The 22,633-nt window shown below is 68.1% G+C and carries 23 protein-coding genes; 9 read left to right on the top strand and 14 right to left on the bottom strand.

Features of this window, described 5'->3' with window-relative positions; translation table 11 throughout:
* The 4 genes from tuf to rpsL form a co-directional block, all read right to left on the bottom strand.
* Entirely contained in the window at positions 1-1,191 is a 1,191-nt protein-coding gene (gene tuf, locus B2J86_RS11440) for an elongation factor Tu (protein WP_169636161.1), read from the bottom strand.
* A 217-nt stretch (positions 1,192-1,408) separates the two neighbouring features.
* The gene (gene fusA / locus B2J86_RS11435; RefSeq protein ID WP_169168110.1) at positions 1,409-3,511 is read right to left on the bottom strand and encodes an elongation factor G; all 2,103 of its coding nucleotides are present in this window, start codon (positions 3,509-3,511) and stop codon (positions 1,409-1,411) included.
* Positions 3,512-3,661: 150 nt separating this feature from the next.
* Complete coding sequence (gene rpsG / locus B2J86_RS11430; protein WP_169168111.1) at positions 3,662-4,135, bottom strand: 30S ribosomal protein S7; 474 nt, start codon at positions 4,133-4,135, stop codon at positions 3,662-3,664.
* A gap of 162 nt (positions 4,136-4,297) precedes the next feature.
* Positions 4,298-4,675, bottom strand: a complete 378-nt coding sequence (gene rpsL / locus B2J86_RS11425; protein WP_056266875.1) for a 30S ribosomal protein S12 — start codon at positions 4,673-4,675, stop codon at positions 4,298-4,300.
* On the opposite strand from rpsL, the gene B2J86_RS11420 reads away from it, so the two are divergent.
* Positions 4,674-4,895 (top strand): hypothetical protein, encoded by a 222-nt coding sequence (locus tag B2J86_RS11420; protein ID WP_169168112.1) that lies wholly within the window; start codon positions 4,674-4,676, stop codon positions 4,893-4,895. The genes rpsL and B2J86_RS11420 overlap by 2 nt on opposite strands.
* Here the strand turns inward: B2J86_RS11420 and B2J86_RS11415 are convergent.
* From B2J86_RS11415 to B2J86_RS11395, 5 genes are all read right to left on the bottom strand, one after another.
* Complete coding sequence (locus tag B2J86_RS11415; RefSeq protein ID WP_169168113.1) at positions 4,888-6,057, bottom strand: D-alanyl-D-alanine carboxypeptidase family protein; 1,170 nt, start codon at positions 6,055-6,057, stop codon at positions 4,888-4,890. The two genes, B2J86_RS11420 and B2J86_RS11415, sit on opposite strands and share 8 nt — an antisense overlap.
* Before the next feature lie 89 nt (positions 6,058-6,146).
* Positions 6,147-6,788 carry a CocE/NonD family hydrolase gene (locus tag B2J86_RS11410; RefSeq protein WP_173025622.1) on the bottom strand — a complete coding sequence of 214 codons (642 nt, stop codon included), beginning with the start codon at positions 6,786-6,788 and terminating at the stop codon, positions 6,147-6,149.
* A gap of 82 nt (positions 6,789-6,870) precedes the next feature.
* Positions 6,871-7,221: a ferredoxin gene (locus B2J86_RS11405; protein ID WP_169168115.1), complete on the bottom strand. Its 351-nt coding sequence runs from the start codon at positions 7,219-7,221 to the stop codon at positions 6,871-6,873.
* Positions 7,222-7,231: 10 nt separating this feature from the next.
* Positions 7,232-8,329 (bottom strand): VanZ family protein, encoded by a 1,098-nt coding sequence (locus B2J86_RS11400; RefSeq protein WP_169168116.1) that lies wholly within the window; start codon positions 8,327-8,329, stop codon positions 7,232-7,234.
* A gap of 47 nt (positions 8,330-8,376) precedes the next feature.
* Positions 8,377-8,805, bottom strand: coding sequence for a CopD family protein (locus tag B2J86_RS11395; protein WP_169168117.1), 429 nt, complete (start codon positions 8,803-8,805; stop codon positions 8,377-8,379).
* Between the two features lie 102 nt (positions 8,806-8,907).
* Between B2J86_RS11395 and hemB the strand changes: the two genes are divergently transcribed.
* The 6 genes from hemB to B2J86_RS11365 all read left to right on the top strand — a co-directional run bounded on the left by hemB (position 8,908) and on the right by B2J86_RS11365 (position 17,084).
* A complete protein-coding gene (gene hemB / locus B2J86_RS11390; protein ID WP_169168118.1) occupies positions 8,908-9,915 on the top strand; it encodes a porphobilinogen synthase in 1,008 nt (335 codons plus the stop codon).
* 54 nt (positions 9,916-9,969) lie between these two features.
* Positions 9,970-11,124 carry a magnesium transporter CorA family protein gene (locus B2J86_RS11385; RefSeq protein ID WP_169168119.1) on the top strand — a complete coding sequence of 385 codons (1,155 nt, stop codon included), beginning with the start codon at positions 9,970-9,972 and terminating at the stop codon, positions 11,122-11,124.
* Complete coding sequence (locus B2J86_RS11380) at positions 11,124-11,885, top strand: DUF72 domain-containing protein (protein ID WP_169168120.1); 762 nt, start codon at positions 11,124-11,126, stop codon at positions 11,883-11,885. Before B2J86_RS11385 ends, B2J86_RS11380 begins: the two co-directional genes overlap by 1 nt.
* Before the next feature lie 117 nt (positions 11,886-12,002).
* Complete coding sequence (locus B2J86_RS11375; RefSeq protein ID WP_173025621.1) at positions 12,003-13,919, top strand: MASE1 domain-containing protein; 1,917 nt, start codon at positions 12,003-12,005, stop codon at positions 13,917-13,919.
* On the top strand, positions 13,916-14,530 hold the full coding sequence (locus tag B2J86_RS11370; RefSeq protein WP_169168154.1) for an ANTAR domain-containing response regulator: 615 nt from the start codon (positions 13,916-13,918) through the stop codon (positions 14,528-14,530). The genes B2J86_RS11375 and B2J86_RS11370 overlap by 4 nt, the downstream gene beginning before the upstream one ends.
* Positions 14,531-14,837: 307 nt before the next feature.
* Positions 14,838-17,084, top strand: a complete 2,247-nt coding sequence (locus tag B2J86_RS11365; protein WP_173025620.1) for a bifunctional diguanylate cyclase/phosphodiesterase — start codon at positions 14,838-14,840, stop codon at positions 17,082-17,084.
* Between the two features lie 321 nt (positions 17,085-17,405).
* On the opposite strand, the gene B2J86_RS11360 is transcribed toward B2J86_RS11365, so the two are convergent.
* Entirely contained in the window at positions 17,406-18,095 is a 690-nt protein-coding gene (locus B2J86_RS11360) for a dienelactone hydrolase family protein (protein ID WP_169168123.1), read from the bottom strand.
* A gap of 122 nt (positions 18,096-18,217) precedes the next feature.
* Here B2J86_RS11360 and B2J86_RS11355 point away from each other — a divergent pair, with 122 nt between their 5' ends.
* Both B2J86_RS11355 and B2J86_RS11350 read left to right on the top strand, forming a co-directional pair.
* The gene (locus tag B2J86_RS11355) at positions 18,218-18,964 is read left to right on the top strand and encodes an SDR family oxidoreductase (protein WP_173025619.1); all 747 of its coding nucleotides are present in this window, start codon (positions 18,218-18,220) and stop codon (positions 18,962-18,964) included.
* Positions 18,964-19,602 (top strand): MarC family protein, encoded by a 639-nt coding sequence (locus B2J86_RS11350; RefSeq protein ID WP_169168125.1) that lies wholly within the window; start codon positions 18,964-18,966, stop codon positions 19,600-19,602. The genes B2J86_RS11355 and B2J86_RS11350 overlap by 1 nt, the downstream gene beginning before the upstream one ends.
* Positions 19,603-19,686: 84 nt before the next feature.
* Here B2J86_RS11350 and B2J86_RS11345 read toward each other — a convergent pair whose 3' ends face one another.
* Genes B2J86_RS11345 through B2J86_RS11330 form a run of 4 tightly spaced genes read right to left on the bottom strand, consistent with a single transcriptional unit; the run spans position 19,687 to position 22,633 of the window.
* Positions 19,687-20,613, bottom strand: coding sequence for a DMT family transporter (locus tag B2J86_RS11345; protein ID WP_173025618.1), 927 nt, complete (start codon positions 20,611-20,613; stop codon positions 19,687-19,689).
* 33 nt (positions 20,614-20,646) lie between these two features.
* Positions 20,647-21,231 carry a nitrous oxide reductase accessory protein NosL gene (locus B2J86_RS11340; protein WP_173025630.1) on the bottom strand — a complete coding sequence of 195 codons (585 nt, stop codon included), beginning with the start codon at positions 21,229-21,231 and terminating at the stop codon, positions 20,647-20,649.
* A gap of 47 nt (positions 21,232-21,278) precedes the next feature.
* A complete protein-coding gene (locus tag B2J86_RS11335; protein WP_169168156.1) occupies positions 21,279-21,821 on the bottom strand; it encodes a nitrous oxide reductase accessory protein NosL in 543 nt (180 codons plus the stop codon).
* Positions 21,821-22,633, bottom strand: a complete 813-nt coding sequence (locus tag B2J86_RS11330; protein ID WP_173025617.1) for an ABC transporter permease — start codon at positions 22,631-22,633, stop codon at positions 21,821-21,823. Before B2J86_RS11330 ends, B2J86_RS11335 begins: the two co-directional genes overlap by 1 nt.

Raw genomic sequence — 22,633 nt, 5'->3', positions numbered from 1 at the left:
TTAAGCAATGATCTTGGCCACGACGCCAGCGCCCACGGTGCGGCCGCCTTCGCGGATGGCAAAGCGCAGGCCCTCTTCCATGGCGATGGGGTTGATCAGCTTGACGGTGATCGACACGTTGTCGCCCGGCATGACCATTTCCTTGCCTTCGGGCAGCTCGATGGCGCCCGTCACGTCCGTCGTGCGGAAGTAGAACTGGGGGCGGTAGTTGTTGAAGAAGGGCGTGTGGCGGCCGCCTTCGTCCTTCGACAGAACGTACACCTCGGCCGTGAAGTGCGTGTGCGGCTTGATCGAGCCGGGCTTGCACAGCACCTGGCCGCGCTCGACGTCTTCGCGCTTGGTGCCGCGCAGCAGCAGGCCCACGTTGTCGCCGGCCTGGCCCTGGTCGAGCAGCTTGCGGAACATTTCCACGCCCGTGCAGGTGGTCTTGACCGTGTCCTTGATGCCGACGATTTCGATTTCTTCGCCGACCTTGATGATGCCGCGCTCGATGCGGCCCGTGACCACGGTGCCGCGGCCAGAGATCGAGAACACGTCTTCGACGGGCATCAGGAAGGCGCCGTCCACCGCGCGCTCAGGCGTGGGGATGTAGCTGTCGAGGGCATCGGCGAGCTTGAGGATGGCCTGTTCGCCCAGCGGGCCGGTGTCGCCTTCGAGGGCGAGCTTGGCAGAGCCGCGGATGATCGGGGTGTCGTCGCCGGGGAAGTCGTACTTGTCGAGCAGCTCGCGCACTTCCATCTCGACGAGCTCAAGCAGCTCCTCGTCGTCGACCATGTCGCACTTGTTGAGGAACACGATGATGTAGGGCACGCCCACCTGGCGGGCCAGCAGGATGTGCTCGCGCGTCTGGGGCATGGGGCCGTCAGCGGCCGAGCACACCAGGATGGCGCCGTCCATCTGCGCGGCGCCCGTGATCATGTTCTTCACATAGTCGGCGTGGCCGGGGCAGTCCACGTGCGCGTAGTGGCGGCCGGTGGTTTCGTACTCGACGTGCGAGGTGTTGATCGTGATGCCGCGGGCCTTTTCTTCGGGCGCGTTGTCGATCTGCGAGTAGTCCTTGGCTTCGCCGCCGAACTTCTTGGACAGCACCGTGGCAATCGCTGCCGTCAGCGTCGTCTTGCCATGGTCGACGTGGCCGATCGTGCCCACGTTGACGTGCGGCTTGGTGCGTTCAAACTTACCTTTTGCCATTTTCAATTCTCCAAAGAGCAGCGCCTGTGTTGTGGTTTAACGTCTGCATCCGATTGCGGATTCGCCCTGCACAGGCAACGGGGCGGCACCGGATCGCAGATTGCAAAAAACTTTGCTATTTAATCAATAGCATCCAACGCTTACAGGGCAAGCACTGGAGGCCAATTTCAGCCATTAACCAGGGCAGAACGGCCCCGCCGCTCTGCCCCTTCGTTCATTACTTGGCGCGTGCCGCCATGATGGCTTCGGACACGTTGCGCGGGGCTTCGCTGTAGTGCTTGAATTCCATCGAGTACGTGGCGCGGCCTTGCGTGGCCGAGCGCAGCGAGGTCGAGTAGCCGAACATTTCCGACAGCGGCACTTCGGCCTTGATGGCCTTGCCGCCACCGATCATGTCTTCCATGCCCTGCACCATGCCGCGGCGCGACGACAGGTCGCCCATCACGTTGCCGGCGTACTCTTCAGGCGTTTCCACTTCCACGGCCATCATGGGCTCGAGGATCACGGGGCTGGCCTTGCGGCAGCCTTCCTTGAAGCCGAAGATGGCAGCCATCTTGAACGCCAGTTCGTTCGAGTCCACGTCGTGGTACGAACCGAAGTGCAGCGTGACCTTGACGTCGACGACCGGATAGCCGGCCAGCACGCCTTGGGTGACGGCTTCGTTGATGCCCTTCTCGACCGCAGGGATGTATTCGCGCGGCACCACACCACCCTTGATGGCGTCGATGAACTCGATGCCCTTGCCCGGCTCGTTGGGCTCGATCTTGAGCACCACGTGGCCGTACTGGCCCTTACCACCGGACTGGCGCACGAACTTGCCTTCGGCATCTTCGACGGTCTTGCGGATGGTTTCGCGGTAGGCCACCTGCGGCTTGCCGACGTTGGCTTCGACGCCGAACTCGCGCTTCATGCGGTCGACAATGATTTCCAGGTGCAGCTCGCCCATGCCGGCGATGATGGTCTGGCCCGACTCTTCGTCGGTCTTGACGCGGAAAGACGGATCTTCCGCGGCCAGGCGCTGCAGTGCAATGCCCATCTTTTCCTGGTCGGCCTTGGTCTTGGGCTCCACGGCCTGTGCGATCACGGGCTCGGGGAACACCATGCGCTCCAGGATGATGGGGGCGCTGATGTCGCACAGGGTTTCGCCCGTGGTGACGTCCTTCAGACCCACGCAGGCAGCGATGTCGCCGGCGCGGATTTCGTCCACTTCCTGGCGCTCGTTGGCGTGCATCTGCACGATGCGGCCAATGCGCTCTTTCTTGCCCTTGACCGAGTTCAGCACGGTGTCGCCCTTCTTGAGCACGCCGGAGTAGACGCGCACGAAGGTGAGCTGGCCGACAAACGGGTCGGTCATCAGCTTGAAGGCCAGCGCCGAGAACTTCTCGTTGTCGTCGGCCTTGCGCGTGATGTGGTTCTCGTCTTCATCGGTACCGGCCATGGGAGGGATGTCCACGGGCGAGGGCAGGAAGTCGAGCACGGCGTCGAGCATGCGCTGCACGCCCTTGTTCTTGAAGGCGGTGCCGCACAGCATGGGCTGGATTTCGGTGGCGATGGTGCGCTGGCGCAGACCGGCCATGATTTCCTCTTCGGAGAGGGTGCCCTCTTCGAGGTACTTGTTCATCAGCTCTTCGGTGGCTTCGGCGGCCGCCTCGACCATCTTCTCGCGCCACTCGTTGCACACGCCCACCAGATCGGCGGGGATGTCGCGGTACTCGAACTTCATGCCCTGCGATGCGTCATCCCAGTAGATGGCCTTCATCTTGATCAGGTCGACCACGCCCTCGAATTTGTCTTCGGCGCCGATCGGCACCACGATTGGCACGGGGTTGGCCTTCAGGCGCAGCTTCATGCCTTCGACCACCTTGAAGAAGTTGGCGCCGGTGCGGTCCATCTTGTTCACGAAAGCCAGGCGCGGCACCTTGTGCTTGTTGGCCTGGCGCCACACGGTTTCCGACTGTGGCTGCACGCCACCCACGGCGCAGTACACCATGACGGCGCCGTCGAGCACGCGCATGGAGCGCTCGACTTCAATCGTGAAGTCCACGTGGCCGGGAGTGTCGATGATGTTGATGCGGTGCTCGGGGCGGGACAGGTCCATGCCCTTCCAGAAACAGGTCACGGCGGACGACGTGATGGTGATGCCGCGCTCTTGCTCTTGCTCCATCCAGTCGGTGGTGGCTGCGCCGTCGTGCACTTCGCCGAGCTTGTGGGTCACGCCCGTGTAGAAAAGAATGCGCTCGGACGTGGTGGTCTTGCCTGCGTCGATGTGCGCCGAGATACCGATATTGCGGTAGCGCTCGAGGGGGGTATTGCGAGCCATGATGGATCCTTGATTGATCGTCTGGGGTGGGTCGGCGCTGCGACAGGCAGCGCGTGCGCCCAGCCTCTGTATATGAGAGCCCTCTGAATCAACACAAGGCCGCAGGCATGAATGCCGGCGGCCTGTGCGGACTCGGGAAGGTCTTCCGGTTTAGAAACGGAAGTGGCTGAATGCCTTGTTGGCTTCGGCCATGCGGTGCACTTCGTCACGCTTCTTCATGGCGCCGCCACGGCCTTCGGTCGCTTCGAGCAGCTCGTTGGCCAGGCGCTGGGCCATCGACTTCTCACCGCGCTTGCGGGCGGCTTCCTTGATCCAGCGCATGGACAGGGCCAGGCGACGGACAGGGCGCACTTCGACGGGCACCTGGTAGTTGGCACCACCGACGCGGCGCGACTTGACTTCGACCATGGGCTTGACGTTGTTGATGGCAACCACGAAAGCTTCCAGCGGGTCCTTGTCAGGGTGCTTCTTCTCAATCAGGTCGAGGGCACCATAAATGATGCGCTCGGCCACTGCTTTTTTGCCGCCTTCCATGATCACGTTCATGAATTTGGACAGCTCTACGTTGCCGAATTTAGGGTCCGGCAGAATTTCACGTTTGGGGACTTCGCGACGACGTGGCATTTTTCACCTCTAATTTGCTTCAGTTGGCGTCTTTTCAGACACCGCGAGATCCATCCTGAATCCCACTTACTCGACCCACACGGAGCACTCCGCGCTTGGGGTCACTACGTTTGATGCCGCCAGCCAGGCGAATCAAACACCGTTTGTTGGCAGCGCCAGGGCTTATTTCGCCTTGGGCTTCTTGGCGCCGTACTTGGAGCGCGACTGCTTGCGGTCTTTCACGCCTTGCAGGTCGAGCGAACCGCGCACGATGTGGTAACGCACACCGGGCAAGTCCTTGACACGACCGCCGCGAACCAGCACCACGCTGTGTTCCTGCAGGTTGTGGCCTTCGCCGCCGATGTAGGAGATGACCTCAAAACCGTTGGTCAGGCGCACCTTGGCGACCTTGCGCAGAGCGGAGTTGGGCTTCTTGGGCGTCGTGGTGTACACACGGGTGCACACACCGCGGCGCTGCGGCGAGTTTTCCATCGCCGGGCTCTTGGACTTGGTCTTTTCGACCTCACGCCCGTGACGCACGAGCTGGTTAATGGTTGGCATGAATACTATCGTCCCTAAACGTAAAAAACGAAAACGTGAATCCCTTCGGAATTTCCGAAAAGCCCTCGACTCTACCAGCGCAAGCCCCTGGTGGCAAGCGGCAATTGCGGCCCCAGAATGCCTGCGCTCCGTGGCGCGCGGCCACGGTTTCAAGCAAAAACAGCGCCTAACCCTTACCCATCAAGCGCTGAAAGCTATGCTTTCAATAGTGGTTACTTGATCCACAGGCGCATGGCGTCCCAGGCGCGGCCGAGCACACCGGCCTGCTCGACACCTTCGAGCGCAATCAGCGGCACTTCGCGCAGCGACTGCTCGCCCAGCACGACCTTGAGCGCGCCGATGGCCTGGCCCTTGCCGAACGGGGCGATCAGCGGGTCCTGGTGCGAGACCTGGGTCGTGATCTTGCCGGCGCTGCCCGAAGGCACGGCGACGACGATGGCGTCGTCGCGGCCCATCTTGACCGTGCTGCCCTTGCCTTTCCAGACCGCGGGCGTGGCCACGCTCTGGCCGGCGTCAAAGAGCTTGACGGCGTCGAACGCGGTGTAGCCCCAGTTCAGCAGTTTCTGGCTTTCGTTGGCGCGGGCGTTCTCGCTTCCGGCGCCGAGCACGATGGAGAGCAGGCGGCGCGTGCCGACGTTGGGGAATTCGCGCTTGGCCGTGGCCACCAGGCAGTAGCCGGCGGCGGCGGTGTGGCCGGTCTTGAGACCGTCCACGGTGGGGTCGCGGAACAGCAGCGAGTTCCGGTTGTTGCCGTTGGAAGAGGGCGTGCCCGGGTAGCTGTACTGCTTGGTCGCGTAATAGTGCATGAACTGCGGGAAATCGCGCATCAGCCGCGTCGCCAGGATGCTCAGGTCGCGCGCCGTGGTCAGGTGACCGGGCTCGGTCAGGCCTTCGGGGTTCTTGTAGCTGGTGCCGGTCATGCCCAGGGCCTTGGCCTGGTCGTTCATGAGCTTGACGAACTGTTCGGCCGTGCCGCCCACGCCCTCGGCCAGGGCCATGGTGGCGTCGTTGCCGGACTGCACGATCATGCCCTTGATGAGGTCTTCCACGGGCACCTGCATCTTGGGGTCGATGAACATGCGCGAACCCGGCATCTTCCAGGCGCGCACGCTCACGGGAAGCTTTTGCTGCAGGTCGATCTTCTTGGCGCGCAGCGCGTCGAACACCAGGTAGCCGGTCATCAGCTTGGTCAGCGAAGCCTGCTCCACGGGGGCATCGATGTCCTTGGCGGCCAGGATCTGGTTGGCGGTCACGTCGACCAGCATGTAGGTGCGGGCGGCGATTTCCGGGGGCTGAGGCGCCTGGGCCTGGGCCACCAGGGCGGCCGAAGAGACCCCGATCACCAGGACGAGGGAGCGGAAGACGGACAGGATGCGTTTCATGAGGGCAGTGAGAGCAGTCGGGAAAAGGATAAGGAACCGCGCACAGGGCGCTCCGCAGCGGGGCGGCGGTGGCGCGGGCGAAGAGCGCGTCAGGCGCGCGATTGCAGGTGGCGCACCACCAGGTTTTTCAGCAGCGGCAATTGTCCGTGAAAGAAATGACCGCCTCCCGGCACGACTGTGACAGGAAGTGTCTGCGGGCGCGCCCAGTCCATCACGGCGGCCAGGGGCACGGTGTCGTCGTGCTCGCCGTGCACCACCAGGGTGCGCAGATGCGCCTCGGGGGGCAGCGGTGCGACGCCAAAGCGGCTGGCGGCCGTGCCGACCAGCACCACCTGCTCGACGCTGCGCGCGCCCCACAGGGCGGCCAGCGCGTGGCTGGTGACGAAGGCGCCGAACGAGAAGCCGGCCAGGGCGATCGGCCCTTCGGGTGCGGCCTGCGCGACGACGGAGAGAAAGTCCTGCGCCTCGCCCTGCCCCGCGTCGTGCACGCCGGCGCTGGCGCCGACGCCGCGGAAGTTGAAGCGCACCGCCGTCCAGCCGCACTGCACGAAGGCGCGCGCCAGGGTCTGCACCACCTTGTTGTCCAGGGTGCCACCAAACAGCGGATGGGGATGGGCGATGACGGCCACGCCGCGCGGCGCAGCGCCCACGCCCACCTGGGCCGCATCGCGCACGGCCTCGATGGCGCCTGCGGCGCCCGCCAGGCTCAGGCGTTCAGTCTGTGCATTCACGTTTGCTATCCGATCAATAGCTGCCAACGCTTGCTGGAAAAGCGCTGGAGCCCAAAAAGCTGGAAACAGGGTGGAGTGCCGATCAGCGCCCTAGTTCCGCCGGCGTGCGCAGGCGCTCCACCACCACGCCGTTTTTCAGGTGCGACTCGACGATTTCGTCAATGTCGCTCGCGTCCACGTAGCTGTACCAGGTGCCTTCGGGGTAGACCACGGCCACGGGGCCGGCGGCGCAGCGGTCCAGGCAGCCGGCCTTGTTCACGCGCACCTGGCCGGGACCGGCCAGGCCGGCCTGTTTGACCAGCTTCTTGCAATGCTCGAACGCCGCCTGCGCGCCGTGCTGCGCGCAGCAGTTCTCGCCGTTGGCGCGCTCGTTGAGGCAAAAAAAGATGTGGCGCGCAAAGTAGCTGGGCGCCGCAGCGGGGGTGTCGGTCATGCCTGCCATTCTAGGAAGCCTGTTCGCCGCGCGAGGCGCGCAGGACCAGATACACGAGCGCGGCATAAGGCCAGAGCCAGCCCAGCCACTGGCCGATGCCGAAGAAGCGGATGAAACGCCCCTGCTCCCAGGCCTGCAAGGTTTGCGCGAAATAGGCGCTGGTCGGCGCATCGTTGAGCAGGTTCAGGTGCACCGCCAGCACCAGCAGCAGCAGCACGGCGCAGGCGCGCCGCGGCAGCGCCAGCAGCAGCGCCGCCATCACCAAGCCGACCCAGATGCCAGCGCGCACCGGCATGCCCAGCCACACCCAGGCGTGCGCCGGGCCGTAGCTGAGCGCGGCCGACAACGCCGTCGCCGCCACGCCGACGGCCACCGCCGCCAGCGCAAACACGGCGCGCCGCCCGACGTGGCGAATGACCGCGTAGCCGAGCAGGCAGGGCACGAGCAGCCCCAGCGCCACACACAACAGCTCGGCGGCCGGCGACAGCGGCTGCAGCGCCTCCTCGCGCACCGGCAGCCAGGTCAGGAAAGGCGTGTCCTCGAGCAGGTCCTCGAGCGCAAGTTCCAGGCGTTCGAGCACCTGGCCCAGGCCAAACGGCTGGGCCGCCGGAAACAGCAGGGCCCAGGGCCACAGCGCCAGCAGGACGAGCGCGCCGCGCGCATCGGCCACGAACCAGCGGGTGCGAAACCGGCTCCAGTGGTCGATGGCGCCCAGCCGCTCGAGCAGCGCCGCCAGCAGCGCACCGCTTAAGGCCCCGGCCGCGTTGAGCACGAGGTCGAGGTTGGAGGGCACGCGCTTGGGCAGGTAGATCTGCAGGAACTCCATGCCCGCCGACAGCAACAGGCCCGCGAGCGCCGCCAGCGGCACGGCGCTTTGGGGCCAGCCGGTGCGCAGCAGCGCCAGCGCCAGCAAAAAGCCCAGCGGCGCATAACCGAGCACGTTGATGGCGACGTCGAACCCGGTCCAGTACGGCGGCGGGATGGGCGCCCACAGAAACACCTCGGGCGAAATGCCCTGGGCGCGCCAGCCATAGAACGGGAACAGGCTCGCAAAAACAATCAGCGCCGCATACACCAGCGCCAGCGGCCAGGCCGAGGTCTTGTGCATGGGCTCGTCCAGCGGCGGCGCGGCGGGCGGACGGGCAGCCCCGGCGCTCAAAACGGCTTGACCACCACCAGCACCACCGCCAGCGTCAGCAGCAGCACCGGCACTTCGTTGAACCAGCGGAACCACACATGGCTGCGCGCGCTGGTGCCGGCCGCGAGCCGGCGCAGCATCACGCCGCACGCATGGTGGTATCCGAGCACCAGCAGCACCACGGCCAGCTTGGCGTGCATCCAGCCGTTGCCCGGTCCACGGCCGATGCCGTAGCCCAGCCACAGCCACAGGCCCAGCGCCACGGCGGGCACGGCCAGCAGGGTCGTGAAGCGCATCAGCTTGCGCGCCATCAGCAGCAGCCGCTCGCGCTCGGCCGCCGACTGCGGCGACACCATCGCCAGGTTGACGAAGATGCGCGGCAGATAGAACAGGCCGGCAAACCAGCTGGCCACGAAGACGATGTGAAACGATTTGACCCAAAGCATGGCGCCAGTTTAGTGGGCTGCGCCACACGCCAGCTGCATGGCCGGCACGGGCGTGTGGGCGCCGCGGCCCCGCCCGCGTGCGGATGGGGCACAATTTTCCCCATGCACCTCTCCAGCCCTCCCCCTTTCCCGACCCAGCGCCCGCGCCGCCTGCGCCGCGACGCCTTCACCCGCAACCTGGTGCGCGAGCACGCCGTCACGCCGCACGACCTGATCTACCCGGTGTTCGTGCACGAGGGCCAGAACCTGCGCCAGGCCGTGCCGTCCATGCCCGGCGTGGACCGCCTGAGCCTCGATCTGCTGCTGCCCGTGGCCGAGGACTGCGTGCAGCTGGGCATCCCGGTCATGGCGCTGTTCCCGTCGATCGACGCCGCGCTCAAGACGCCCGACGGCAAGGAAGCGCTGAACCCCGACGGCCTGATCCCGCGCGTGGTGCGGGCACTCAAACGGGAATTCCCCGACCTGGGCGTGATGACCGACGTGGCGCTCGACCCCTACACCAGCCACGGCCAGGACGGCCTGCTCGACGAGACCGGCTACATCCTCAACGACGAGACCGTCGAGGTGCTCGTGGGCCAGGCCCTCGCGCATGCCGAGGCGGGCGTGGACATCGTCGCGCCCAGCGACATGATGGACGGGCGCATCGGTGCGATCCGCGACGCGTTCGAAGCGCACGGCCACATCCACACGCGCATCATGGCCTACAGCGCCAAGTACGCGAGCGCCTTCTATGGCCCGTTCCGCGACGCCGTCGGCACGCGCGGTGCCTTGGGGAAGGCCGACAAGAACGTCTACCAGATGGACCCCGGCAACACCGACGAGGCGCTGCGCGAGGTGGCATCGGACCTGGCCGAAGGGGCCGACATGGTCATGGTCAAGCCCGGCATGCCGTACCTGGACGTGGTGCGCCGTGTCAAGGACGAGTTCAAGGTGCCGACCTTTGCCTACCAGGTGAGCGGCGAATACGCCATGCTCAAGGCCGCCGCCGCCCACGGCTGGCTCGACCACGATGCCGTGATGATGGAAAGCCTGCTGGCCTTCAAGCGCGCCGGCGCCGATGGGGTGCTGACGTACTTCGCGCGGGAGGCAGCGCGCTTGCTCCGGAAATAAGAGCTGCAAGCGCTTTTCCAGTAAGCGTTAAAGCCCATTTTCAGCCCCCATCGCATGCGCATCCTGCACCTTCACGGCGGTGGCGGCGCCACCGAACTGGCCGAGCTGCCGGCGCAGCTGCCTACCGAAGGCACACTGTGGCTGGCCACCACGCATGCGCACCTGAGCGCGCACGTGGCGCCGGTGCAGGAGGCGCTCATGCGCCTGGCGGGCGCGCGGCTGCTGGAGCTGCATGTCAGCGACCTGCTCAACGCGCAGCTGCCGTCGCAGTACGACTACACCTCGCAGTACGACCTGATGGTGTTTCATTGCCTCGCGGCGGCGCCCGGCCCGGGCCTGTCGGCCCGCGGCGCGCCGAAGGCCACGCACCGCGCCCGCCCCTCACCGCCGCGGCTGGCGCAGATCGCCACGCACGCCATGGGCTGCGCCGTGTTCGAGCGCGTGCTGCTGTCGGTGCACCCCGACGACAGCGCGCTGGCCCGCAGCTGCGCCGAGCGCCTGCTGGCCGGCACGCGCGACTGCAGTGCCAGCGCCGCGCTGGTGGGAGCGCGCGTGCTGTCCCACCCGGCCGACCTGATGCTGCAGCTGGTCGGGCTGGCGGTGGACGATTTCCTCGGGGCGCGCCGCGAACTCACGCAGCAGCTGGACCAGTGGCAGGCGGTGCTGCTGGACCCGCGCTCGCGCTTTTCCAACTGGCATGGGCTGCTGGAGGCGCGCCTGACGCTGCACCAGCTCGAAGACCTGTGTGAAGACCAGCGCACCGCGCTGCGCGCCTGGATGGCGGCGCTCGAGACGCTGCCGGCCCCGGCCACCGCGGGCAGCCCCGGTGACAACGACGGGGCCGGCAGCGCGGCGGCCGAGGTGCTCGAGCTGCTCAAGGTGCGCAGCCGCGATGTGCTCGAGCACATCGACCGGGTGCTGCACCACGTGCGCCGGCTCGGGCAGAGCGCCGAGACGGCGGTGCAGATGCACTTCAGCGTGCAGGGCCACCGCACCAACACCATCATGCGCACGCTCACCGCGCTCACGGCCGTGTTCCTGCCGCTCAACCTGATCGCGGGCATCTTCGGCATGAACTTCGAAGTGCTGCCGCTGGTGCACCGGCAGGGCGGCTTCTGGTGGGCCATGGCCGGCATGGCGCTGATGGCCGTGGCGCTGGTGGTGCTGTTCTGGCGCAAGCGCTACCTGCGCCGCCTGGAAAGCGGCTGATGGCGGCAGGCGTGCCAGCGCCGTCGACCCCGGCCAGCGTGTACATAGGTTGCGCCGGCTGGAGCCTGCCGCGGCCGCTGTGGCCGCAGTTTGGCGCCGACGGCACGCACCTGCAGCGTTACGCCACGCGCCTGCGGGCGGTGGAGATCAACTCCTCGTTCTACCGCCCGCACCAGCGCACCACCTATGCGCGCTGGGCGGCCAGCGTGCCGGGCGACTTCCGCTTCAGCGTCAAGCTGCCGCGCAGCATCACGCACGAGCGCCGCCTGCACGGCTGCGCCGCACTGCTCGACGCCTTCCTGGCGCAGGTCGAAGGCCTGGGCGGGCGCCTCGGGTGCCTGCTGGTGCAGCTGCCGCCCAGCCTGCGCTTTGACGCCGACACGGCGGCGGCTTTCACCGCGCTGCTGCGCGCACGCCACGGTGGCGCGGTCGCGCTCGAGCCGCGCCACGCCAGCTGGTTCACGCCGCAGGCCGACGCGCTGCTGCACGCCGCGCAGATCGCCCGCGTACAGGCCGACCCGGTGCTGCACGCGGGCGGCAGCGCGCCCGGCGGCTGGCCCGGCCTGCGCTACCTGCGCCTGCACGGGGCGCCGCAGGTCTATTACTCGCCCTACGGCGCGCCCGCGCTCGCCGCCGTCGCGGCGCAGCTGCAGGCGGCACGCGCCGCAGGGGCCCAGGCATGGTGCATCTTCGACAACACCGCGCTGGGCCACGCCACAGGCCATGCGCTGGAGCTGCAGGCGGCCCTCGGCGTGGCTTGACCACGCCCTCCGCGCGGGCCCCACTCGCACCCAGGGGCCCACGCCGCATGTGCGGACGCCAGGGGGTGGGGCGCGATGGTGCACACTTGGATACATCTTCTGCTTGCCTGCCTGCGCGTGCCCTACCCTTCCCAGCCCTTCTCGCCGCTGGCCTTCCTGGCGACCACCTTGCTTTACATGCTGGTGGCCGACATGGCGCCAGCGCATGGGCTGGACCCGCACTTCACCCACCTGTTTCGTCCCGCCGGCGGCCTGGCCCTGGCGCTGGCGCTGCTGGGCGGACGGCGCGGCGTCGCCAGCGTGCTGGTGGGGACGGTACTGGTGCATGCCACCCACGCTGGCATGTCGCCGGCGGTACTGGCCAGCGAGGCGTTGGCCGCCATGGTGGCGGCGTGGCTGGGCGCCTGGCTGCTGCTGCACGTGGGACATTTCGATCTGCGCTGCCATTCATTCCGGGCCTGCCGGCAGCTGCTGGCCTATGCCGGCATTGCCGGCGCGGGGGCCGGCGCACTGGCGGGGGCCACGGCCGTGCTTGCCGCGGGGCTGGTCAGCACCAGCGCCTGGCCGCTCACGGTACTGCGCTGGTGGATGGGCGAAGCCCTGGGCACGGTGCTGGTCGCCGCCCTGGTCCTGGCATGGTGGCGCACCCTGGGCACGACCAAGGCGCTGACGCGCCTGCCCGAGGGCCTCCTGGTGTATGGGCTGACCCTCCTGGCGGGGCAGGTGATCTTTGCCGGCTGGCGCAGCGACCTGCTCGATCCGGTGGCCAACGCCTATTGGATGTTCTTGTTCGTCACCTGGGCCGGCGTGCGCCTGGGCCTGCTGGGCACAGTGGGGTTGCTGTGCCTGGTGGCGCTGCAGGCCCTGTGGGGCATCTGCCAGGGCACCGGCTTCTTTGCGCGGGACATCGCGCTCAGCCAGGGATTCGGCTACGGGTCGTTCATGGCGATCCTGTCGCTGGTCGGCATGTCGCTGGCGTCCTATTTTTCCGAGCGCCGGCGGCAAGACGCCCATCTGCGCGTGGCCGCGATTGCCTTTGAATGCCAGCAGGGCCTGCTCATCACCGATGCCCGCCAGGTGATCCTGCAGGCCAACCGGTCGTTCCTGGCCATGTCCGGCTACGGCGCGCACGAGGTGCTGGGCAAGACACCGCAGTTTCTGCGCGCACCTGAGCCGGACAGGCCCGAAGCGCCGTCCGGGACAGAGGCCCATGGCGCAACCAGCGCCTGCGCCGAGCCCCTGCGCCACGCCGTGCAGCGCCAGGAATGGCACCGGCGCAAATCCGGCGCCCTCTACCCGGCCTGGGTCGGCATCACGCCGGTGCTGGACCGCCATGCGCGCACCACGCACTACGTGCTGACCGTGTCCGACGTGACCAGCCTGCGCGAACAGGAGGTGCAGCGCAACCAGCGCGAACAGGCCTTGCGCGATGCGCTGGTGCGGGAAGTGCACCACCGCATCAAGAACAACCTGCAGGGCATCATGGGGATCATGCGGGACTTCGGCCGTGCGCACCCGCAACTGCAGGGCCCAGTAACACAGCTCATCGGCCAGGTGCAGAGCATTGCCGTCATCCACGGCCTGCAAGGGCGTGCCTGCGTCGACCAGGTGCGGCTGTGCGAGCTCACCCGTGCCGTGGCCGCAGGCCTGCAATCGCTGTGGCAGGTGCCGATTGCGCTGGACATTCCGGAAAACTGGCAACCCTGCCGCCTGCACCATGCCGAGGCCGTGCCGGTGGCGCTGGTGCTCAACGAGCTGATCCTCAACGCCATCAAGCATGGTGGCCAGGGGCACCAGGACGTGCGCATCGCACTGCGCAAGGGTGGCCAGGCCGATGTGGTGCAGATCACCATCTCCAACCCCGGACAATGGCAGGAGAAGGCAGCCGCCGCGCACATCGGGCTGGACCTGGTTGCGGCCCTGATGCCGCGCCGCGGTGCCGCCCTGAGCACGGAGCAATCCGGGCGGCGGGCCGTGGTGCGGCTGCGGCTGCAGCCGCCCGTGATTGAACTCGAATGCCCCGCCACCGCATGAACCCCAGCAACACCCCGTCCCTGCCCGCGTCCCCCCACCTGCTGCTGGTCGACGATGACCGGCTGATCCTGGCCACCATGGCCCGCGGCCTGCGCGAGGCCGGCTACCGCGTCAGCACGGCCGATTCGGTGGACGACGTCGAAACCCTGCTGGCCAGCGGCATGCGCCCAGACCTAGTGATCCTGGACGTGCACCTGCCCGGCCGCGGTGGCCTGGAATGGGTCGAACGCCTGCGCGACCTCGACCGTATTCCGTTCGTCATGCTCAGCGCTTACAGCGACCCCGAGACCGTCGCCCGCGCCGCGCACTCGGGCGCGCTGGGCTACATGGTCAAGCCACTGGACATCTTCCAGATCCGCCCGACCATCGAGGCGGCGCTGCAACGCGCCCGCGAACTCGATGGCCTGCGCCAGATACGCGCCCAGCTGCAGGCCGCGCTCGATGGCGACCGGGACATCAATGTGGCCACCGGCATCGCCATGGCCCAGCACCGGCTGCGCCGCGCCCAGGCGTTCGAACTTCTGCGGGCAGCCTCGCGCACGCAGCGCATCAAGCTCTCGGCCCTGGCGGCCAAGGCCATCGATGCCCACGAGGCCTTGCTGCCTCCCTGACCCAAAAAACCGCATCCTCTCTGTCGCCGCGCATTGCGAAGCCGCACGATCACAGGTATAAAAAGCGGCTCTTTGTCTGGCTGCCGCGCTCCCGCAGCACAGGCGACCCCAAGGCCCCGACCCTGCCTTGCAACGGCTTGCCCACGGCGTTTTGCCATGCCGAGCGCAAGCACCTTGTAGACCCTGGCACCGCTCCAGGGTCGGACGCACGCATGTTCAGGCTCCTTTCCCGCTTTTCGCCACCGCCTCTTCCCGTCTCCTGCCCCCGGCTGGGCCCCGACCATGGTCGACCCCGCGGCGCCATCCCATGAGAGCGCACCACGCCAGGCGCTCCTGCCTGGGCTGGCTGCGGCGCCTGGCCCGGCGCTGGCAGGGTGGCCACCCGCTTTTTTCACGCCTGCGCATCGGCACGCGGCTGGCCTGGATGATGGCGCTGGCGATGCTGGTCGCGGTGCTGTTGGCAGCGGCTGGCATCAGCGGTCTTGCCGCCTCGCAGGACAGCCTGCGCCTGGTCTACGAGGACCGCATGAAGCCGGTGCGCGCACTGGCCCAGATTTCCCACCTGATGCTGTCCAACCGCCTGCAACTGCAGATCGCGCTGGACGAGGGCGCCATCGTCCACCGCCCTGGCGCCGCCGACGCAGTCGCCGAGGAACTGGCGCACAACATGGAAGCCATCAACGCGTTGTGGGCCGCCTACCAAGGCAACCTGGACGACGCGCAGGAGCGCGCCCTGGCACAGCGGTTTGCCTCGCGCCGCGACCAGTACGTGCAGGAAGCCGTCCTGCCCGCGATCACGGCCCTGCGCACGCGGGCGTACCACGACCTTGGGCGCCCCGCTTCCCGGGCGCACGCCCTCTATGAGCGCGCCCAGCCCGACATCCAGGCACTGATCAACCTGCAGTTCGACGCCGCGCAGGCGGCCTACAGCGCCGGTGTGCAGCGCTACCAGCAGACCTACCGGGGCGCCGTGGGCGCGCTGGTGCTGGCAATGGCGGTGCTGACCTTGCTCGGCGTGCTGCTCATACGCTCCATCGTCGGGCCACTGCGGCACGTGATCAAGGTGTTTCGCCATATCGAGAATGGCAAGCTCGACACCCCCATCCGCATCCGCGGCAAGGACGAAATCAGCGCTGTGATGCGCGCGCTGCAGGCGCTGCAACGCAAGCTGCGCGCCAACGAAAAGGCCATCGACCAGCTCGTTTACTACGACCCGCTCACGCACCTGCCCAACCGCCGCCTGCTGCGCGAGCGCCTGCATTCGGCCCTGGAGGCCAGTGGCCGGGACCACCGCCATCGCGCCGTGCTGCTGCTGGACCTGGACAACTTCAAGACCGTCAACGACACCCTGGGCCACGAAGTGGGCGACCAGCTCCTGGTGGACATTGCGCAACGCCTGCGCGGCGCGGTGCGCGCCAGCGACACCATCGCGCGCCTCGGTGGCGACGAGTTCGTCATCCTTGTCGACGACCTGCCGCCGCAGCAGACCTGTGCGAAGGAGGAACTCGGAGCGATGGCGCAGCAGCTTCTGGCCCTGTTGCAAAAACCCAGCCGGCTGGCCAACCAAGTGCACCGCTCCAGCGCCAGCATCGGCATCAGCCTGTTCCGGCACAACAACACCACCATCAAGGAGCTGCTCAAGCGTGCGGACGTGGCCATGTACCAGGCCAAGAACACGGGGCGCAATGGTTTTTGCTTTTTCGACCCTGCACTGCAGGCGCGGCTTGAGCACCGCATGTCCTTGCAGGACGCGCTGCATGGCGCCATCGATGCCGGGCAGCTTCAACTGCACTTCCAGGTCCAGGTCAACGCCCAGCGCCAGGCCACCGGCGCCGAGGTGCTGCTGCGCTGGACGCACCCGCACTTCGGCAGCGTCTCGCCGGCACAGTTCATCCCCGTCGCGGAGGAGTCGGGCCTGATCGTGCCCCTGGGCGAATGGGTGCTGCAGCAGGCCTGCATGCAGCTCAAGCGCTGGGAGAGCCATGCCTCGACGCAGGCGCTGGTGCTGGCCGTGAACGTCAGCGCGCGCCAGTTCGCCCACCCCAATTTTCTCGTCCAGGTGCAGAACGCGCTGGCGCACACCACCGCCAACCCGGCCCGGCTGGTCCTGGAGCTGACCGAGAGCCTGATGCTGCACGACATCGCCGACACCATCCACAAGATGCAGACCCTGCGTCGGCAGGGCGTGCGTTTTGCGCTCGACGATTTCGGCACCGGCTACTCGTCGCTCACCCACCTCAAGCGGCTGCCGCTGCACCAGCTCAAGATCGATGGCAGCTTCGTGCAGGACATCGTCACCGAGCCCAGCGACGCAGCCATTGTGCAAACCATCATCGGCATGGCCGACAACCTGGGCCTGGACGTGATTGCCGAGGGCGTGGAAACCGAAGACCAGCGCCAGGCGCTGCTGCACCTGGGCTGCCCGCTGTTCCAGGGCTACCTGTTGAGCAGGCCGCTGCCGCTGGCGCAGTTCGAGCACTGGCTGGCGCACCACGCCAGCGTGCCCACCGCCCCTTCCAACGCACCACAACCGGCGGCCGCCTGGGCGGGATGAGCACCGAAACCTTGCCTGAACCGTTTCAAGATTTCCACCCGCATCGTCGCGCTGGCGGGCCTGCTCTGTGCCTACTGGTGCTGACCATGGGCAGCCTGGGGCTGTGGGGCATCAGCCGCTCCAACGCCGCGCTGCACTCCATGTACGAAGAACGGCTCGGGGCCCAGGCGCAGGGCCAGGTGCAGTCCATTGCGGTGTTCACGCTGGCCGGAGACGCGCGACAGCGCGCCTGTGGCCCACCCTGCGCATCCGCCCGCGCGCACTGCGCTCCGGCTCTTGCCAGCGGCCGGATGACACAGCGCCCGCGGGCGGGATCGGCTTCTAGCCCAGGTGCTGCGCAAAAAACGCCAGCGTGCGCTCGCGTGCCGCCACTGCGGCGGCCTCGTCGTAGGAGCCGCGCTGGTCGCAGTTGAAGCCGTGGTCGGCGTCGTACACATGCACCTGCACCTGCGGCTGCGCGCGCGCAAAGGCCTGCACGCTGTCCTGCGAGATCCAGTGGTCGCGGCTGCCAAAGTGCGCCAGCACCGGGCAGTGCGGCTTGCGCGCCGCCTCCTCGGCCGTGGTCATGCCGCCGCCGTAGTAGCACACGGCCGCGGCCAAGCCGCGCAGCTCGCAGGCCGCGCGCCAGGTCAGCAGGCCGCCCCAGCAGAAGCCGACGATGCCGACCTTGCCGCCGCTGCGCGCTGCAGCGTGGTCGATGGCGGCCTGGATGTCGGGCATCACGCCGGCGCCGGGCAGCTGGTCGACCGCCGTCTTGAGGGCAAAGCCCGCCTGCATGTCGGCGTCGCTGTAGCCGAGCTCCACGCCCGGCTTGGTGCGCGCGAAGGTGGCAGGCGCCACGGCCACATAGCCGCGCGCGGCAAACCGCTCGGCGACGCCGCGGATGTGCGAGTTCACGCCAAAAATCTCCTGCAGCACGACCACGCCACCGCGTGGCGTGCCCTCGGGTTCGGCGACCCAGGCGGGGACGGCGAACCCGTCGGCGGCGGTCAAATCCACAAAACTGCCCATGTTCTTGCTCCTTGGTGGTGGGGGACGGTCGGCGCGGTGGCCGTGCGCCATGCGCCATGCGCCATGGCAATGCTGTAATGGCGCACATTCCGCGACCTCGCATTCTTGCAGGAGACAGACCTTTGGACAAAGTGACACTCATCACCGGCGGTGGGCGCGGCATTGGCGCGGCCACGGCGCTGCTGGCGGCGCAGCAAGGCCATGCCGTGGCCGTGAACTACCACAGCAACTCGCTGGCCGCCGACGAGGTCGTGCGCCAGATCCGCGCTGCGGGTGGCACGGCCCTCGCCGTCCAGGCCGATGTGGCGCACGAGGACCAGGTGCAGGCCCTGTTCGCGCGGGTGGACGCAAAGCTGGGCCCGCTCACGGCCCTGGTCAACAACGCCGGTGTGGTGGACATGCCCGCACGCGTGGACCAGATGGACGCCGCGCGCCTGCGCCGCATCTTCAACACCAACGTGGTCGGCAGCTTTCTGTGCGCGCGCGAGGCCGTGCGCCGCATGGGCACGGGCCACGGCGGCGCGGGCGGCGCCATTGTCAACGTCTCGAGCGCGGCCGCGCGCCTGGGCGCGGCACACCAGTACGTGGACTACGCCGCGAGCAAGAGCGCCATCGACACCTTCACGCTCGGCCTGGCGCGCGAGGTGGCGGCCGAGGGCATCCGCGTCAATGCGGTGCGCCCCGGCCTGATCGACACCGAGATCCACGCCAGCGGCGGCCTGCCCGAGCGCGTGCGCGACCTGGCGCACACGGTGCCGATGCAGCGCGCCGGCACGGCGCAGGAGGTCGCGCAGGCCATCGTCTGGCTGCTCTCGGATGCGGCCAGCTACACCACCGCGTCGCTGCTCGACGTCTCCGGAGGCCGTTGATGGACCTCAAACCGCTGATCACGCTGCTGGCCATCGTGAACCCGCTGGCCATCGTGCCGTTCTTCATCCACTACACCCAGGGCTTTTCGCCGGCGCAGCGCCGGCGCACGATCCAGACCGCCGCCTTCAGCGCCTTCTGCGTGATCGCCGTGTGCGCGCTGCTGGGCCTGCAGATCCTGGAGTTCTTCAACATCTCGCTGCAGAGCTTCCAGGTCGGCGGCGGCATGCTGCTGCTGATCAGCGCGATGAACATGCTCAACGCCCAGCCGGCCGAGGCCAAGGCCGCCACCAACGACCTGGAGGAAGGCGCGGAAAAGGCCGCTGCCGGCTCCAGCATCGCCGTCGTGCCGCTGACGATTCCGCTGCTCACCGGCCCGGCCTGCATGTCCACCGTGGTGATCTACGCCGACCGCGCGCACACCTGGCTGCAGCATGTGGCGCTGGTGGGCTACGGCGTGGTGATCGCCGCGGCCACGGTCGTCTGCTTCTCGCTCGCCGAACCGATAGCGCGCGTGCTCGGCAAGACCGGCATCAACGTGATGACGCGGCTCATGGGCCTGATCCTGGCGGCGCTGGCCGTCGAGGTGATGGCCGACGGGCTGGGCAAGCTGTTCCCGCTGCTGGCGGGGGGGCGCTGAACGCGGGGCGGCGAGTCAAAGCGACCCGGATTTTGGGTCAAAAGCCCATCAAACGCCCGCCCATCAAGCGCTGACAGCTATCAATCAAGGAGTGACATCGCGCCCATGGCGCGCCCCGGCGCGGGCCGGTGACGGCGCGCGCTGCGGCCACAGCACCGAGGCGATGGCCAGCACCATCAAGCCCATCGCCGCCCAGTCCTGCCAGTGGAGCCGTTCGCCCAGCCAGAGCGCGCCGCTGAACACGCCCAGCACCGGAATCAGCATGACGCTGAGCGTGGACGCCACCGGCGGCAGGCCGCGCACCAGAAAGAACCAGGCCGGCTGGGCAAAGCCGAACGCCAGCACCGCGTTGAACGCGATGGCGCCCCAGGTCGCCGTGCCCGGCGCGTGCCAGGCCGGACGCTCGAAGCCGACGGCCAGCAGGCTCAGGGCGAGCGTGCTCACGGCCATCATCCAGAACGCCAGAGTCAGCGTGGGCACGGGCAGGCTGCTGCGCCGCAGCATCTGCGTGCCCAGCGCCCAGAACGCGGCCGCGGCCAGCATCAGCGCCACGCCCAGCGGCCGGCCGCCGAGCTGCGAGAACTCGTACCACAGCAGCAAGAGCACACCCAGTGCCGCCGCCGCCACGCCGCCCCAGGCGCGCGGCGCCAGGCGCTGGCCGAAGAACGCGCTGCCCAGCACAGCCGAGAAAATCGGCATGGTGTAGCCCAGGATGGCCGCACGCCCGCTCGAGAGCTGGGGGATCGCCAGCATGATGAGCACGTGCCACAGCACCATGTTGAACAGCGCAAGCCAAGCCAGCGCAGCCCAGTGCGCGCGCGGCACGGCAAACGGCATGCCGGCGGCGCGCAGCACGAGCGCCAGCACCGGCAGGCCCAGCCACAGCGAGAGGGCGCGGAAGGTCAGCGGCGGAAAGCCGGTGACACCGATCTTCATGACAGGCCAGTTCAGGCCCCAGACCACGGTGAGCAGGGCCAGAACGGTGAGCTGGCGGCGCGAGAGTGCAGGCATGGCCCGCATTGTGCCGCCGCGGCCGGGTGTGCCTCAGTGGCTGGCGTGGGCCTGGCCACCGAGGCGCTGCACCGTCGCCGCATCGATGGCGCCAAAGGCCAGCACCGCGCCGCCGCGCTGCGCGGCAAAGCGCTCGGCGGCATCGCGCGCGGCAAACGCCGGCAGGTTGCCCGCGCGCATGGGGCCGCGTGCCGACGACGAGCCGTGCACATAGAACGCCTGGCGCGCGTCGGTCCAGCGCTGGCTGGCGGTGTCGGTGACGTAGTGCGCCACGATGTCGCCGGCCTGGCGCCCGGGGCTGTAGCGGCCGACCTCGCCCAGGTACATCAACAGGCTCAGCGGCGAGTCGAAGAAGTGCGCGTCGCCATTGGCAAAAATCACCTGCGCGGCCCATTGCGGCGCGCGCTCGGGATACATGCCGCACACCGGACAGCGCACGCCCGCGGGCACGGCGCGCGCCGCATGCACGGGCAGGCCCAGGGCCGGGTCGTAGGGGGTGGGAGGGGCCACCACGCAGACGTCGGGCGCCAACTCTGCCTGCGGTGCAAGCGCCGCGCGCAACGCCGGTGCCTGCCACAGCGCCAGCGCGGCCACGGCCAGCAGCCCCATGCCCAGCATGCTGGCGCGCAGCGGCGTGAAGCGGAGCAGGCGGTGCATCGCGGCGCCTACATGCGCGTGTCGTGCAGCGCGCCGCCGCTCAAATCGACCATGTCGGGCGTGATGTCGGCAAAGCGCAGCAGCTTGCCGCCGTATTCGGCGGCGAAGCGCTTGGCGTCGGCCTCCTGGGCAAAGCTGGCAATGGTCGGGCCCATGGAGCCGTGGCGCTTGCTGCCCAGCACATAGACGGCGGCCTTGGCGTCTGTCCAGTGGCCGCTCGGGTGCTCCCAGTCGGCCTGGCCCATGTCCTGCACGTAGATGGCACTCGCGTGGCGCACCTGCTCGCCCGCCAGCAGCGTGCTGAACAGCTCGACCGTGTCGCAAAAGAAGCTCGGCTGCGCCTGACCGGCGTAGTGCACCTGCGCCTTGGGGCCCGGGTAGTCGGCCAGCAGCATGCCGTCGAGCTCGCAGCTGGTGGCGCGGTCGATCTCGACCGGCGCCAGCGACACTGCCTGCGAGGTCTGGTCGCAAGCCACCAGAGCCCAGCCCAGTGCGGCGCTGAGAACGGCCGTGGTGGCCAGGGACAACAGGGTTTGTTTACGGTTCACCATCATTTGAATCTCCAACGCGCCACCACCAGCGGCAGCGCAATCCAGGTCAGCATGACGCCGCCCATCACCCCAGGACTGCCCAACGACGTCGGCACGATGCTGGCCAGCCCGTAGAGGGTGCGCACATCGTCGAGCGAAAACACGTTGAGAAGGCGGAACACGTCCGCCGGACTGAGCAGCAGCAGCCAGGCAAAGGCCTCGCCGCCAAAGCGCCCGCCCGTGCCGACCAGCACGCCCAGCAGCAGCAGGTCGAACACCAGCACGAAGAAGAACCACAGCGCAATCGCCAGACCCGAGGCGCGCGTGCGGTCGCGCGCCACCACCGACACCAGCACGGCCAGGCTCAGGAAGGCCAGGCCCAGCAGCACCGAGCTGAGCATGAAGCCGGCGTAGTGGTACAGGCCCGCCGCGTCGATGCGCTGCCACAGCAGCAGTGCCACCAGGCCAAAGCCCGCCAGCGTGGACAGCGTGAGCGCCGCCGCCAGGCCCAGGTACTTGCCCAGCAGCAGTTCGAGCCGCGTGATCGGCAGCGAGAGCAGCAGGTCGAGCGAGCCGCGCTCGCGCTCGCCGACGATGGCGTCAAAACCCAGCAGCAGCGCGATCAGCGGGATCAGGTAGATCACCAGGCTGACCAGGCTGGCGATGGTGAACTCGATCGAGCGAAAGCCCACGGCGCCCTGCTGCGCGCCGCCAAAGTAGGCGATGACGAGCGAGAACACCGTGAACACCAGCGCCACCGCCAGCACCCAGCGGTTGCGCATGCGGTCGCGGAATTCCTTCGCGGCCAGGGTGAGTATTTGCGTCCATTCCAT

Origin of the sequence: Acidovorax sp. SRB_14 (assembly GCF_012932145.1) — a bacterium.
In the GTDB taxonomy this organism is placed as follows: Bacteria; Pseudomonadota; Gammaproteobacteria; order Burkholderiales; family Burkholderiaceae_C; genus Simplicispira.
Note: the sequence above shows the minus strand (reverse complement) of the source record. Positions and strands in the feature narration are given on the sequence as shown.

Excerpts from the sequence above, each read along its gene's own strand:
- tuf (WP_169636161.1), bottom strand. The coding sequence starts at position 1,191 with ATGGCAAAAGGTAAGTTTGAACGCACCAAGCCGCACGTCAACGTGGGC.
- fusA (WP_169168110.1), bottom strand. The coding sequence starts at position 3,511 with ATGGCTCGCAATACCCCCCTCGAGCGCTACCGCAATATCGGTATCTCG.
- rpsG (WP_169168111.1), bottom strand. The coding sequence starts at position 4,135 with ATGCCACGTCGTCGCGAAGTCCCCAAACGTGAAATTCTGCCGGACCCT.
- B2J86_RS11420 (WP_169168112.1), top strand. The coding sequence starts at position 4,674 with ATGAATACTATCGTCCCTAAACGTAAAAAACGAAAACGTGAATCCCTT.
- rpsL (WP_056266875.1), bottom strand. The coding sequence starts at position 4,675 with ATGCCAACCATTAACCAGCTCGTGCGTCACGGGCGTGAGGTCGAAAAG.
- B2J86_RS11415 (WP_169168113.1), bottom strand. The coding sequence starts at position 6,057 with ATGAAACGCATCCTGTCCGTCTTCCGCTCCCTCGTCCTGGTGATCGGG.
- B2J86_RS11405 (WP_169168115.1), bottom strand. The coding sequence starts at position 7,221 with ATGACCGACACCCCCGCTGCGGCGCCCAGCTACTTTGCGCGCCACATC.
- B2J86_RS11400 (WP_169168116.1), bottom strand. The coding sequence starts at position 8,329 with ATGCACAAGACCTCGGCCTGGCCGCTGGCGCTGGTGTATGCGGCGCTG.
- B2J86_RS11395 (WP_169168117.1), bottom strand. The coding sequence starts at position 8,805 with ATGCTTTGGGTCAAATCGTTTCACATCGTCTTCGTGGCCAGCTGGTTT.
- hemB (WP_169168118.1), top strand. The coding sequence starts at position 8,908 with ATGCACCTCTCCAGCCCTCCCCCTTTCCCGACCCAGCGCCCGCGCCGC.
- B2J86_RS11385 (WP_169168119.1), top strand. The coding sequence starts at position 9,970 with ATGCGCATCCTGCACCTTCACGGCGGTGGCGGCGCCACCGAACTGGCC.
- B2J86_RS11380 (WP_169168120.1), top strand. The coding sequence starts at position 11,124 with ATGGCGGCAGGCGTGCCAGCGCCGTCGACCCCGGCCAGCGTGTACATA.
- B2J86_RS11370 (WP_169168154.1), top strand. The coding sequence starts at position 13,916 with ATGAACCCCAGCAACACCCCGTCCCTGCCCGCGTCCCCCCACCTGCTG.
- B2J86_RS11365 (WP_173025620.1), top strand. The coding sequence starts at position 14,838 with ATGAGAGCGCACCACGCCAGGCGCTCCTGCCTGGGCTGGCTGCGGCGC.
- B2J86_RS11360 (WP_169168123.1), bottom strand. The coding sequence starts at position 18,095 with ATGGGCAGTTTTGTGGATTTGACCGCCGCCGACGGGTTCGCCGTCCCC.
- B2J86_RS11350 (WP_169168125.1), top strand. The coding sequence starts at position 18,964 with ATGGACCTCAAACCGCTGATCACGCTGCTGGCCATCGTGAACCCGCTG.
- B2J86_RS11345 (WP_173025618.1), bottom strand. The coding sequence starts at position 20,613 with ATGCCTGCACTCTCGCGCCGCCAGCTCACCGTTCTGGCCCTGCTCACC.
- B2J86_RS11340 (WP_173025630.1), bottom strand. The coding sequence starts at position 21,231 with ATGCTGGGCATGGGGCTGCTGGCCGTGGCCGCGCTGGCGCTGTGGCAG.
- B2J86_RS11335 (WP_169168156.1), bottom strand. The coding sequence starts at position 21,821 with ATGGTGAACCGTAAACAAACCCTGTTGTCCCTGGCCACCACGGCCGTT.
- B2J86_RS11330 (WP_173025617.1), bottom strand. The coding sequence starts at position 22,633 with ATGGAATGGACGCAAATACTCACCCTGGCCGCGAAGGAATTCCGCGAC.